The following is a 12,197-nucleotide window of genomic DNA, read 5'->3' on the forward strand; positions in this document are numbered from 1 at the left end:
ATTGCACAAAGGGAGGCTGAAAGGATGACAAAAGTAAAGATCGTCATCGGAGATCGTTTGGGAAAGGGACAGAACATCGCCAAAGGTGTGGAGGCTGCCGGAGGGATCCCGATTGTTATTTCTGGGGTAGGGGCTGACATGAAAGTAGGAGATGTCATGAAGCAGGAAGAGGCCGATCTCGGCTTGTCGTTTTGCGGCAGCGGAGGAGCAGGCGCTTTGACGGCCAAGACAAAGTACGGCTATCCCGTCGAATATGGCCTGCGCTCTGTGGACGCGGGAATTACAGCCCTGCGCAGCGGCAAGAAAGTAATCGGTTTTGGCTTTATGGATACAGAGGAACTCGGCAGAAGAATGACCGAAGAATGCATAAAGCTGAGGGGGAAGTAAGCCATGTACAGAGAGAGGATCGAGAGCTTGCGGCTGACGGGCAGCGGGGATACGAAGGAAGGAGCATTTAACAAGATATTCGGACAGATCAAGCACGTCGTGGCCAGACAGACAAGTGATCTCGTCGTTCGTATCGAGCCGGTCCGCATCGAGGTCGTATCAGCAACAGAGAGCATGTACAAAGAGCGTCTGTTCGGCCTGTTTTTCCCGCGCACGCGAACGAGGTACGACATCACCGTAGATATCCAGGTGCGGCTGGGTGTGGTGGACGTGGCAAGCATTCCGTTTCAAACGCAGACAGAACAGACAGCAAGGCTGGGACAGGTGGCAAGTCAGCGATAGATAGTAAAGGGGGGAAGGTTCATGGTAACGATCATCATCGTTTTGAAGTCGATTGTCATTGGCGCATTGGTCGGCTTCGGCGTGGGGGCGGGTGCCGCTCGCATGTTTCACGCGCCGAACGTCCAGGGGATGGGGGCATTTCGCACGTTCGGAGAACTGAATGCTTGCGCCGGAGATCCGATTTCCCATTTTTCGTTCGGACTTGGCTTCTTGTTCAACTCATGGGCTTCCGTGGTCGGGGCGGGAGCTCTGACGCAGGACGTCGATCACCGGGTCATCCCGAACTGGGCGGCTGCGATCCTTCTTTGGAAAAACAAAAACGTCGAGGAAACGCTGCACAATCCGAAGCGGATGGCGTTCGCCGGAGCACTCGTCGGTGTCGTCGTTGTGACGCTGCTCAACTCGACGGCAACCGCCATTCCCCAATCGATGCAGCTGGTGGCGACAAAAGTGCTGGTCCCTGCCGCCAACTGGCTGATCAACCCGATCATGCCGATTGTTTTCTGGATGGCGGCCTTGGATGCGGGGAAGCGCACAGGAATCTGGGGCACCGTATTGGGCGGGATGTCCCACCTGGTCATGGGCAACGCCGTGCCTGGCATCGTGCTCGGTATCCTGATCGGAAAAGGGCTGGACGACAGCGGCTGGAACCGAATTACAAAAACGATGGTCGTGGCTGTCGCACTCTTGTTTGTTCTGAGCGGCTTCTTCCGTGCCTTTGATGTCGCTTTGTTGAAGAGTCTGCAAGTAGAAATTCCGCAATGGCTGGTTGAGCTTCACGAAACATTTGGATCGGCGGTGAAGAAATAATGAATGAGCTGCAAGCAAAAGGATTTTGGTATTCGGAATGGGCGTTTGCCCTCTTTGTCGCGTGCCTCTCGTCGGGAATCTTTGCCGGTACTCATCTGTATTACGTCTATCACGTAGGTGCTTTTAACGACATCGCGATTGTCGCCATGCTCGAGGCGGGTATCAAGGGAGGCGGATACGGAGCTGCGGCCGCGTTTGGCGCAAGCTTTCTGTTTGCCCGGATTTTGGAGGGGCCGCTGGTCGGCATCCTCGACATCGGCGGTTCTCTGCAAACAGGTATCGGAATCGGCGTTCCGGCGCTGATGCTGGGTGCCGGGTTTACTGCGCCACTGATTTCCTTTCCCTTGGCTTTGACGACGGGGGCGGTATTGGGGCTGGCGATTGGAACGGTAATTATTTTGATTCGCAAATTTACGATCAATTCGGTCAACTCTACCTTTGGAGCCGATGTCATGATGGGTGCAGGGAATGCCGCAGGACGCTATCTCGGTCCGCTCATCGTCATTTCCGCCATCATGGCCTCCATTCCGGTTGGAATCGGTGCAACGGCAGGAGCGGCCATCTTTTACTACTTCAATAAGCCGATCGCCGGAGGAGCGATCATCGGAGCCATGGTTCTCGGCGCGATTTTCCCCATTCCTACCCAGTAAACAGGGGGTCGGAAACAGAATCAGGAAGGACGGGATATGAGATATGGGCATCTATCAGCAGCTAGGGCTGAAGCAAGTCATCAATGCAAGCGGAAAAATGACGGCGCTAGGCGGAAGCGCCGTCCATCCGGAGGTAGCCCGGGCCATGGGTGAGGCGGCGATGGATTACGTAGAGATCAGCGAACTGATCGAAAAAGCGGGAAAGCTGATCGCGGAGGCTACCGGCGGCGAGGACGGCTGTCCGACGGCGGGAGCGGGAGCGGGGATCGCGATCAGCGTGGCGGCTGTCATCGCCGGTACCGATCTGCGTCTGATCGAACGTTTGCCAGACTCGGCAGGACTGAAAAACAAAATCATTTTGCAAAAAGGACACGCGGTGCATTTTGGAGCGTCGCTGCGGCAGATGGTTGCCCTCGGAGGGGGGCAGGCCATCGAAGCGGGTCATGCGAATCACGTGGAGGAAGCGCATTTGCGTGCGGAGATAGACGAGCAGACAGCGGCGCTTTTGTTCGTGCAATCCCATCATGCGGTGCAAAAAGGCATGCAGTCGCTTGAGACGATGATACAGCTCGGACGCGATCACAAGGTCCCGGTGATTGTCGATGCCGCTGCGGAAGAGGATTTGCGCCGCTATGTGGCGATGGGGGCCGATCTGGTCATATACAGTGGGGGGAAAGCAATTGGCGGACCGACATCGGGCTTTATCACCGGCCGCAAAGACCTGATCGAAGCGTGCCGGGCCCAGTATAAAGGCGTGGGGCGCGCCATGAAAACGGGCAAGGAGGCGATCGTCGGACTGCTCTCCGCGCTTGCCAGGTACAGTCAGGCAGCAGGCCATGGCGGAGAATGGCGTGATCGGGCGGAACGGCTCGCCCAGGAATTGAACCAGTTGCCCGGACTTTCAGCCAGTGTGGTCAAGGACGAAGCTGGCCGGGACATCTACAGGACACAAGTACGGATTGATGAACGCGAGTCGGGATATTCGGCAAAGGAAGTGATCCGGCTCCTCGAAAAGGGTGATCCCGCCATTTTCACGCGAAACCATTACGCCAATACGGGAGTGATTTTCCTCGATCCTCGCCCGCTCCATGAAGGCCAGGAGAAGGTCATTGCCGCACGCTTCAAAGAGATATGGGACAACAGAAAGTGAGTGATAAGTCGTGACGATCCAACCAGTCATCCGTTTAAACGTACTGGCCAAAGATGTGGACAATGCCAGACAGATCGTCGATGCGGCAGAGGGTCGCGTTTTGATCGGCATTATGGTCAAGGGTTACCCCTCTGCGGAGGCAACTGCGGAAACGATCAGAGCGTACCAGCGGGCAAACATTCCCGTGTCAGTAGGGCTTGGCGCAGGCGATCCAAGCCAGTGGAGAAAGGTCGCAGAGACCGCTGTACTCACGAAGCCCGATCACGTCAATCAGGTTTTTCCTGCCGCCGGCTTTACGCTGGGTGCCTTGCAGGCGGTTGACAGCCGGCACACACTCGTCAATGCCCTGATTGCGCCAAGCGGCACGCCGGGAAAGGTTATTGTCTCAACCGGTCCGCTCAGCGGGCAGGCTCAGGACCTGGTGTCCTGCGACGCCGCTGCCGCCATGCTTGCCGAGATCGGCGTTCATTCGGTCAAATTTTATCCGGTCTGCGGAACCGAAAAGCTGGAGGAAGTCAAAATGATGGCAAAAGCAGCCGTCCGCTACGGCATTCCCGTGTTCGAGCCGACGGGCGGGATTGATGAAAAATCGATCCGCCCCATCGTGGAAACCTGCCTGGAGCAAGGGGTAAAAGAGGTCATCCCGCACGTCTATACATCCATTGTGGATAAGGAGACGGGGCTGACGCGGCTCGATCAGGTGGAAGATTTGCTTGCCGCCTTGCCTGCCGTATAGCTTTTCAACGAATCGAGATAGGAGTGAAGCGAGATGAGAGAGAAGCAAGTCGTTGTTCAACTGCCCCAGGGCCTGCATGCCCGGCCGGCTACGCTGTTTGTAAAAACGGCCACTTCCTTTTCCAGTGAGATTGGTTTGATCAAGGGGGGCAAAAGCGCAAACGCCAAAAGCATCATCGGCGTGATGTCGCTTGCCGTGGCAAACGGGGAAACCGTGAAGCTGACCGCCGACGGTTCCGATGAGGAAGAAGCGTTGGATAAGCTGGCCGCCTTTCTGGAACAAGGAGCCGAGTAGTCATGGGAACCATACGCGTACATGGGATAGGCGCATCCGCCGGAATCGCGATCGCCAGAGCACAGGTGTGGAAAAAGCAGGACCAAATAATCGGTCAGGAAGTAAAATCGCCTGAACAGGAGCTGGCCCGTTTCAAAAAAGCAAGCGAGCAGGCATTGAGCGGGCTGGCGACATTGCATGAACAAACAAAGCAACGTCTGGGACAGAAGGAAGCCGATATTTTTCAGGCTCATATGATGCTGCTGCAAGACCCGGAGCTGATCGGTCAAATCGAGGTGCTGCTGGCAGCAGGAAACATAAACGCGGAAGCGGCAGTGCAGAAAGTGACGGGCGAGCTCGTGAGTTTATTTGCATCACTGGAAGACGAGTACATGCGGGAGCGCGCGGCGGATATTCGGGATGTGGGCCAGCGTCTCCTGTCCTGTCTGCAAGAAGTTGCCAGGGACCATCGCCAAGGAGCCGCACGGGAAGAGATAGGAACGCTTGATGCGGTCATCGTTGTCGCACATGACTTGTCTCCATCCGATACGGCCCAGCTTGATACCGGCCTGATCAAGGGTTTTGCCACACAAATCGGAGGCGGCACCTCGCATTCCGCCATTATGGCCCGTGCTCTTGGGATTCCGGCAGTCGTCGGCCTCGGACAGGCTTTGGAGCAGGTGGAGGATGGGGACCTGATCGTGCTGGATGGGACAGCAGGACTGCTCTGTCTGCGACCGGGCGAGGAGGAGCTTGCGTTCTACGAACAAAAGCGCGCCGACTGGTTGCGGGAAAAAAACAGGCAGGCACGCTGGGCAGCGCTGCCCACGGTGACCAAGGATGGGCATCGTGTCGAAGTGGGAGCAAACATCGGCCATCCGGATGAATGTCGGGCTGTGCAGCAGGTTGGCGGAGAGGGTATCGGACTGTTTCGCTCCGAGTTTTTGTTCATGAACAGGGCAAGTATGCCGGATGAAGAAGAGCAGTTCCAGGCGTATCGGCAGGTCGCGCAAGACATGAATGGAAAGCCGGTCGTCATCCGGACGCTGGATATCGGCGGCGACAAAGAGCTGCCGTATATGAACCTGCAAAGCGAGCTGAACCCGTTTCTCGGCTATCGCGCGATCCGGTTGTGTCTCGATCGGGAGGAATTGTTTCTTACCCAGCTGCGGGCGATTCTCCGCGCTTCGCACTACGGCTCCGTCAAGCTGATGTACCCGATGATCGCTACGCTGGAAGAATGGCGGGCGGCGAACCGGTTGCTGGCGGAGGCAAAAGAAACGCTTGCCCGAGCGGGGATTCCGTTTGACCCTGCCATTGAGGTAGGCTTGATGATCGAAGTGCCGGCAGCGGCCCTGGCCAGCGAGCTGTTTGCCCGGGACGCCGACTTTTTGTCGATCGGGACCAACGATCTGATCCAGTATACCCTCGCCTGCGACCGGATGAACGAACAAGTATCCGGCTTGTATCAGCCGTTTCATCCAGCCGTTCTGCGTCTGATCCGGCAGGTGATCGATGCCGCTCACCGATACGGCCGCCGTGTAAGCATGTGCGGTGAGATGGCCTCCGATCCCCTGGCTATCCCGCTGCTTCTGGGCATGGGTCTTGACGGGTTCAGCATGAGCGCATCGTCTGTGCTGGCTGCCCGTGAGCTGATCAATCATCTGTCCTTCGAAGAGATGAAGGAGCTCGCGGAAGCCGCCCTGAAGCTGGAGGGTCAGGAGCAAGTCAAGGCGCTGCTCCTGGAAAGAACGCGGGTGCAGATAAACGCTTGACTTCATTCCGTACAAATCCAGGCCTCCTTTATGCCCCATGGGCAAAAGGAGGTTTTCTGTGTTCCTAAGTAGAAGGGCGAAGGGGAGAGATGCTAATGAGCTGTAAGACTTGCAAAGAGTTGCCCACAAGGGAAGAAGCTGGACGCCGATGCCGAAAGCCCGTAGACTAAGGGCAAGAAAGCACAGACGAAGCGGAAAGTGGAGGAGCCGGGATGCAGAATCGTTTTGGCAAACAAGGAAAAGCGATCGTCATCGGTGCAGGGATCGGCGGCCTGTGTACAGCGATTGCCCTGGAGCAGATCGGCTGGGAGGCAGTCATCTATGAGCGTGCACGCGAATTGAAAGGGATCGGGGCCGGTATTGTTTTGGCCGCGAATGCGATGAAGGCGCTCGATAGGCTGGGAGCCGGAGAACGAGTCCGGGCATTGGGCGCCCCTGTCCGGACTGCGGAGATTCGCGACTGGACGGGTAGGCTGCTCGTCAGGCTGCCGGTGAGGGAGCAAGCGCAGAGATGCGGGGCGGACAGCTATATGATCCACCGCGCTGACCTCCAGCAGGCCTTGCTTGGGTGCATACGCAAGGAGTCGATCTGCCTGGGGCATTCGTTCAGCCGTTTTGAGACGGAAGAGAACGGGGTTCGGGCGTTTTTTGAAAACGGCGAGGCGGCTTGCGGCGATGTGCTGATCGGGGCGGACGGGATTCATTCGAACGTTCGAAAGCAGCTGTTTGGCGAAGAGCTGCTGCGATATTCCGGGTATACGGCTGTCCGGGGCATTGCTGTCTACAGGAATGAACGCTACCCCGTGGAGACGGGAGGCGGGTTTGAGGCGTGGGGAAAAGGGGTTCGGTTTGGTTTTTCGCACATTGGCCACGGGCGGATTCACTGGTTTGCGGCGATCAATGCGCCGGAGGGCGCGGAAAAGCGTTTTGCCGGAAACAAGGAAGACCTCCTGAAACGCTTTGAAGGCTGGTACGAACCAATACGCGAAGTGATCGCGGCCACAGATGTGTCTGCCATGCTATGGAACGACATCTATGACCGGAAGCCATTAAAGTCCTGGAGCGCGGGGAGGGTGACACTGGCCGGGGACGCGGCTCATCCGATGCTGCCGAATTTGGGACAGGGAGCTGGACAAGGGATGGAAGACGCGCTGGTGTTGGCCCGGTGCTTGTCTTTGTCCAAGTATCGGGAAAACGCCGCTAATTCTGCTGAAAACGCGGTAACTGCTTCAGGCATAGAGGCTGCATGCCAGCGATACGAGCTGCTGAGGCTCAAGCGCACCAAGGCGATTGTACGAGGCTCGCGCATGATGGGCAGGATTGTCCAGCTGGAAAATCCGTTGGCGCTCGCTGTTCGCAATCTTGCCATGAGGATGATTCCGGCTCGCCTGCAAAGCAAGCGGCTCGATTGGATCGTGGGGCATGAGGTATAACATTGCAAAAAAAGAGGCCCTGCATTCAATATTTCGCTAGGGCCTCCGATCAGCTTGACTTGCGTTTGGAGAACGTATTTCCGCTATTGATGCCGTTCCTGATAGTCGAGCAGAGCGGCGATGAATACTTGCCCGATGCGGACCATGGAGCGCTCGTCGACGTCAAATTTGGGGTGATGATGCGGATAGGTCGCCTGAATGTCCGGGTTTTGTCCGCCTACGTTGAAAAATGTACCGGGTCTTTCCTTGACGTAGTAGGCGAAGTCTTCGCCTCCCATGCCCGGCGGGACTTCCATGACTTCTTTGTCGCCCCAGATTTGTTTGGCGACATCAAATAGCGCTTGTGTCTCTTCGGGGTGGTTCCAGGTGGCCGGGTAGCCGCGCCGGTAGACGACCTCGCAGCTTGCGCCCGAAGCCTGGCAAGCGGCCTCCGCGATTTGGAAGATCGCTTTTTCGGCCATTTCCCGAACCTCTTCATTATATGTACGAACAGTTCCCTTCAGTTTTGCGGAATCTGGAATGACGTTGAAAGCATCCCCGCCCTGGAAGGAACAGACGGACACGACGATTTGCTCCAGCGGATCTACTCGTCGGCTGGCTATGAGCTGCAGATTCATCACGATCTGGCTGCCGATGACGATCGGGTCGATGGCCTGATGGGGATGGGCAGCGTGACCGCCCTTGCCGGAGACGACAATCTCAAACTGATCGGATGCGGCGGAGACAAAACCGTTCCCGATCCCGACGACGCCGCAAGGAATGTCGGAAGCGACGTGGGCGCCATATACGACGTCCACCCCATCGAGACAGCCATCTGCCACCATGGCCTGCGCTCCCCCGGGAGGCAGCTCCTCTGCGAACTGGTGAATGAATACGACATTGCCCGGCAGCTTATCACGGACTTCACTCAATACCTGTGCGACACCGAGCAGGGCGGAGGTGTGAATGTCGTGGCCGCAGGCATGCATGACGCCAGGGACGCGGGATTTGTACGCAACCTCTTTTTCATCCTGGATCGGAAGGGCGTCAAAGTCGGCCCGCAAAGCAACCGTTTTCCCCGGTTTGCCGCCCCTGAGCAGCCCGACGACCCCCATGCCGCCAACGCCGGTACGTACCTCGATGCCGAGTGACGCCAGTCGATCTGCCACTTTTTTTGCCGTGTTTACTTCTTCATAAGAAAGCTCGGGGTACATGTGCAGGTCGCGCCGCAGGCTCACCATTTCCGGGTACAGCTCTTGAAGCCGGGCAAATAATTGTTCACGCATGCAATTCACTCCCATTCCATAGTTTTCAACGAACGCCGGGGCATGTAGAGATGAAGAAACACTTTTAGTATAGATAAATTTACCGAATTTTCGCAATATCACCTTGTAAAGCATATGATTGCAAAGGGTAGCTGCCAGAAAAAATCAAGACCATCGGCAGGATGAACCATGCGTCTGACGAATGGGTTATGTAGGGAGATGGACCTGGGTAAAGCATGACGGGCCGTTTCTATTCCAGATCCGCGATTTGCGAAAAGGAGTGTTCAGATGTTGTCCTCTCGTGAAGTGGTGTTGCAATTGACAGATCAATTGGTGAAGGTAGAGAGTGTGGTCAACACGCCGGGAGAGATCGATGTCGCCCGAGCCTTGTATGAGCTGTTATCCTCGTTGCCCTATTTTCAGGAACATCCGGACAGACTGCTCCTTTCACGTACCGTAGACGATGAGGTAGAGCGGTACAATGTGCTTGCCTTCGTAAAGGGAACCAAGGCTGCTGTCAGTCGAACCGTCATTTTGATGGGACACACCGATACGGTCGGCATCGAAGATTTTGGCCATTTGAAAGACAAGGCTTGCCATCCGCAGGAACTTATGAAAGCGCTTCGACAGGAATCGCTGCCACCTCTGGTAAAAGAACAGTTGGAGTCGGGCGAGTGGCATTTCGGGCGCGGTGTGCTGGATATGAAAAGCGGGGTGGCCAGCCATGTATATTTGCTGAAATATTACGCCGAGCACCCCGACGAGCTGGCGGGCAACCTGGTGCTGCTGGCTGAATGCGATGAAGAAGACAGTTCGCATGGAGTACTGTCCGGCATCAAAGACTTGAAACGCTGGAAGGAAGAGCATGGCTTCGAATATATTGCGCTGATCAATTCGGATTTTGTGGCGCCGCTTTATGAGGGAGACGAAAACCGTTATGTTTACAAGGGGACGATTGGCAAACTCCTGCCTTCCTTTTTCATCACGGGAGCGGAGACGCATGTAGGCTCCTGCTTTGAAGGCCTGGACCCGAATTTTCTCGCCGCCGAGCTGACGCGGCAGATCAGCTACAATCCGGAGCTGTGCGACGAGGCGTTGGGTGAGATCCCGGTACCGCCGGTTTCGTTGAAGCAAATGGATTTGAAGCCGACCTATACGGTTCAAACCGCGCTGTCAGCCTATGTGTACTACAACTTTTTCACCGTTTCCTGGTCGCCGAAGGAAGTGCTGGACAAGTTGAAGGAGCAGGCGGAGATTGCCTTTGCCAATGCGCTCTGTGTTTTGGAAGACCGCTACCGCCGTTACCGCGAGCGCTGCAATGAAGCGTATCAGCCGCTGCCGTGGAAGCCCCGGGTCATGATCTACGAGGAGATGCACGGGCAGCTGCTGGAGGAGCATGGGGAAAGATTCGCCCTTCATATGAAAGCCTTCAAAGAGGAGCTTATGCAAGACAAGACATTGGATACGAGAATGTTTGCCGCGAGAGTGGTAGAAGAAGAGTGGAGCTGGATGAGGGACAAAAGCCCGGCGATCATCCTGTTTTATTCCTCGCTGTATTCACCGCCGATCGATTTGAGCGGCAAAGACGAACGGGAGAGGCAGCTGCTGCGTGCATTGGAGGAGGCAGTCGAAGCCGTTCAACCGAACTATGCCCATCCGATCGTAGCAAAAAATTTCTTTCCTTATATTTGCGACATGAGCATGGTTTGCTTGCGTGATGACGAAGCAGGGATTCGCGCCGTAAGCGACAACAACCCGGGTTGGGGGACCAAGCACTATGTGAATTACGAAGACATCCGCGACCTCAATGTTCCTGCCATTAATATCGGCCCTTATGGGTATGACGCGCACAAAAAATACGAGCGGATGGAAATCGCGTTCTCGACTGAAATCGTTCCGCAGCTAACCGATCTGGTCATCCGCAAGCTGATCGGAAACGAAGTAAATATAGACACGTCCCTGCAGGTGTACTAGAATGAACGTGACCGAGACTGGAGACAAATGGCTGTAAGATAAGGGGATGCCATAGGGTCCGCAATGGGGTAGAGAACATGTTTGTAACCATATATAAAAAACCCCGTGTCATGCTGGTGTTATGGATAGCCGCGATTATACTGCTCGTGCTGACAGCCGTTAATGTGGCCGTTTCCTATCGAAACACGATGAAATCCGTGCACATCTCCCTCGCATCCAAAAGCATGCAGGAAGCAGCATATATTGCCGGGAAACTGGACGTATCGGCCTACAGGACGCTGTTGCGAGCGCCTGCAAGCAATCAAGCCTCCTTTGCCAGAATTCAGGAGCAGCTGCAAGCCGCTCGTGAGATGGCAGGTGCTTTGTACGTCTATACGATGCAAATCGATGATCGCCAAAAAATTGCCAAAACCGTTGTAACCGCCCACCCGCCCGATTCGCCGCTTTCGTTTCCGCCTGGACAAATTTGCAACGTGACGGAACAGCAAATCGGGCAGGTGAAACAGGGCTACAGCTACTATTCCGATGTCATCAAAGACCCGATTTATGGGGAGTACGTGTCGGCAGGGGCACCCATCTACGACGAAGCCGGACATGTGATCGGCATTCTCGGTGTGGATGTCAGCGCGGACAATATGTACAGCATCGGCCGGGAAGTGTTGCGCAGCAGCACATACACTTTTGTCTTTCATGCATTGTTTGTCGCGCTGCTGGCGGCAATTTTCCTCTTGCTGCAAAAATGGTACCGTCGCGAGCTGAAAGCGGCCGTCGGGGATACGGAGAGAACGTATCAGGACGAGATCCGTTCCGTGATTGCCTCGATGCGTTCGATCCGCCACGACTTTGTCAATCACATGCAGGTTCTGTACGGCTTGATCGAATGCAGGTATTACGACAAGGCGCATGAGTACATCAGGACCCTGATTCGGGAGGCCAAAGTACTCGATCTGTCCGTACGGATACAAAATCCGGCGTTGATGGTCTTGCTGCATACCAAATGGGAAAAGGCACGGACACGTCAAATTTTGATGCAATTGGAGGTCAGCCAGCACCCATTTGACCAGATTCCTTCCGTTGATCTGATCAAGATTTTGTCCAATTTGCTGGACAATGCAATTGAGGCGGCCGAGGAGGCGGAAGGAGAAAAGCGAATCCGGCTGTGCTGCCAGGAGGATGATTCGGCGTACCGGTTTACGGTGGAAAATACCGGCCCCGAAATCCCGCCCCGTCAACTGACGGCGATCTTCCAGGAGGGGGTCAGCACGAAACGGCGCGATGGCGAGCCGCCCAGAGGCATCGGTCTTTCGATCGTCCGGGAGGTCATAAGGAAGTACGCAGGAGAAATTGACGTCGAATCGGCGAACGGAGTCACGAGGTTTCAGGTTCGTTTGCCTGTGAAGAAGAGATGAATATTTCTAAGAAG

General features: G+C 55.7%; 12 protein-coding genes. 11 read left to right on the forward strand and 1 reads right to left on the reverse strand.

Annotation, left to right across the window (positions count from 1 at the left end; translation table 11 throughout):
- Nucleotides 1-24 precede the first annotated feature (24 nt).
- The 9 genes from NSQ24_RS08735 (at nucleotide 25) to NSQ24_RS08775 (ending at nucleotide 7,556) form a co-directional block, all read left to right on the forward strand.
- Nucleotides 25-387: an SFCGS family glycine-rich protein gene (locus tag NSQ24_RS08735; RefSeq protein WP_172920947.1), complete on the forward strand. Its 363-nt coding sequence runs from the start codon at nucleotides 25-27 to the stop codon at nucleotides 385-387.
- Nucleotides 388-390: 3 nt separating this feature from the next.
- Nucleotides 391-729 (forward strand): DUF4312 family protein, encoded by a 339-nt coding sequence (locus NSQ24_RS08740; protein WP_003387716.1) that lies wholly within the window; start codon nucleotides 391-393, stop codon nucleotides 727-729.
- A 21-nt stretch (nucleotides 730-750) separates the two neighbouring features.
- A complete protein-coding gene (locus tag NSQ24_RS08745; RefSeq protein WP_003387715.1) occupies nucleotides 751-1,539 on the forward strand; it encodes a DUF4311 domain-containing protein in 789 nt (262 codons plus the stop codon).
- Entirely contained in the window at nucleotides 1,539-2,189 is a 651-nt protein-coding gene (locus tag NSQ24_RS08750; protein ID WP_003387714.1) for a DUF4310 family protein, read from the forward strand. Before NSQ24_RS08745 ends, NSQ24_RS08750 begins: the two co-directional genes overlap by 1 nt.
- 43 nt (nucleotides 2,190-2,232) lie before the next feature.
- Nucleotides 2,233-3,339 carry a DgaE family pyridoxal phosphate-dependent ammonia lyase gene (locus NSQ24_RS08755; RefSeq protein ID WP_327969939.1) on the forward strand — a complete coding sequence of 369 codons (1,107 nt, stop codon included), beginning with the start codon at nucleotides 2,233-2,235 and terminating at the stop codon, nucleotides 3,337-3,339.
- A gap of 10 nt (nucleotides 3,340-3,349) precedes the next feature.
- Complete coding sequence (locus tag NSQ24_RS08760) at nucleotides 3,350-4,075, forward strand: KDGP aldolase (protein WP_339167645.1); 726 nt, start codon at nucleotides 3,350-3,352, stop codon at nucleotides 4,073-4,075.
- A gap of 33 nt (nucleotides 4,076-4,108) precedes the next feature.
- On the forward strand, nucleotides 4,109-4,369 hold the full coding sequence (locus tag NSQ24_RS08765) for an HPr family phosphocarrier protein (protein ID WP_031932336.1): 261 nt from the start codon (nucleotides 4,109-4,111) through the stop codon (nucleotides 4,367-4,369).
- A gap of 2 nt (nucleotides 4,370-4,371) precedes the next feature.
- Nucleotides 4,372-6,123: a phosphoenolpyruvate--protein phosphotransferase gene (gene ptsP, locus NSQ24_RS08770; RefSeq protein WP_339167647.1), complete on the forward strand. Its 1,752-nt coding sequence runs from the start codon at nucleotides 4,372-4,374 to the stop codon at nucleotides 6,121-6,123.
- A gap of 212 nt (nucleotides 6,124-6,335) precedes the next feature.
- Nucleotides 6,336-7,556 (forward strand): FAD-dependent monooxygenase, encoded by a 1,221-nt coding sequence (locus NSQ24_RS08775; protein ID WP_003387708.1) that lies wholly within the window; start codon nucleotides 6,336-6,338, stop codon nucleotides 7,554-7,556.
- An 83-nt stretch (nucleotides 7,557-7,639) separates the two neighbouring features.
- Here NSQ24_RS08775 and NSQ24_RS08780 read toward each other — a convergent pair whose 3' ends face one another.
- The gene (locus NSQ24_RS08780) at nucleotides 7,640-8,821 is read right to left on the reverse strand and encodes a M20 family metallopeptidase (RefSeq protein ID WP_003387707.1); all 1,182 of its coding nucleotides are present in this window, start codon (nucleotides 8,819-8,821) and stop codon (nucleotides 7,640-7,642) included.
- 267 nt (nucleotides 8,822-9,088) lie between these two features.
- Between NSQ24_RS08780 and NSQ24_RS08785 the strand changes: the two genes are divergently transcribed.
- Both NSQ24_RS08785 and NSQ24_RS08790 read left to right on the forward strand, forming a co-directional pair.
- On the forward strand, nucleotides 9,089-10,774 hold the full coding sequence (locus tag NSQ24_RS08785; protein WP_031932338.1) for a M20/M25/M40 family metallo-hydrolase: 1,686 nt from the start codon (nucleotides 9,089-9,091) through the stop codon (nucleotides 10,772-10,774).
- A 77-nt stretch (nucleotides 10,775-10,851) separates the two neighbouring features.
- Nucleotides 10,852-12,183 (forward strand): ATP-binding protein, encoded by a 1,332-nt coding sequence (locus NSQ24_RS08790; RefSeq protein WP_327926500.1) that lies wholly within the window; start codon nucleotides 10,852-10,854, stop codon nucleotides 12,181-12,183.
- The last annotated feature ends 14 nt before the right edge of the window (nucleotides 12,184-12,197 follow it).

This window comes from Brevibacillus sp. FSL L8-0520 (genome assembly GCF_037963895.1).
GTDB classification, from domain to species: domain Bacteria; phylum Bacillota; class Bacilli; order Brevibacillales; family Brevibacillaceae; genus Brevibacillus; species Brevibacillus borstelensis.

Coding starts and splice junctions, on each gene's coding strand:
- NSQ24_RS08745 (WP_003387715.1), top strand. CDS start 751: ATGGTAACGATCATCATCGTTTTGAAGTCGATTGTCATTGGCGCATTG.
- NSQ24_RS08780 (WP_003387707.1), bottom strand. CDS start 8,821: ATGCGTGAACAATTATTTGCCCGGCTTCAAGAGCTGTACCCGGAAATG.
- NSQ24_RS08735 (WP_172920947.1), top strand. CDS start 25: ATGACAAAAGTAAAGATCGTCATCGGAGATCGTTTGGGAAAGGGACAG.
- NSQ24_RS08775 (WP_003387708.1), top strand. CDS start 6,336: ATGCAGAATCGTTTTGGCAAACAAGGAAAAGCGATCGTCATCGGTGCA.
- NSQ24_RS08785 (WP_031932338.1), top strand. CDS start 9,089: ATGTTGTCCTCTCGTGAAGTGGTGTTGCAATTGACAGATCAATTGGTG.
- NSQ24_RS08750 (WP_003387714.1), top strand. CDS start 1,539: ATGAATGAGCTGCAAGCAAAAGGATTTTGGTATTCGGAATGGGCGTTT.
- NSQ24_RS08740 (WP_003387716.1), top strand. CDS start 391: ATGTACAGAGAGAGGATCGAGAGCTTGCGGCTGACGGGCAGCGGGGAT.
- NSQ24_RS08790 (WP_327926500.1), top strand. CDS start 10,852: ATGTTTGTAACCATATATAAAAAACCCCGTGTCATGCTGGTGTTATGG.
- ptsP (WP_339167647.1), top strand. CDS start 4,372: ATGGGAACCATACGCGTACATGGGATAGGCGCATCCGCCGGAATCGCG.
- NSQ24_RS08765 (WP_031932336.1), top strand. CDS start 4,109: ATGAGAGAGAAGCAAGTCGTTGTTCAACTGCCCCAGGGCCTGCATGCC.
- NSQ24_RS08755 (WP_327969939.1), top strand. CDS start 2,233: ATGGGCATCTATCAGCAGCTAGGGCTGAAGCAAGTCATCAATGCAAGC.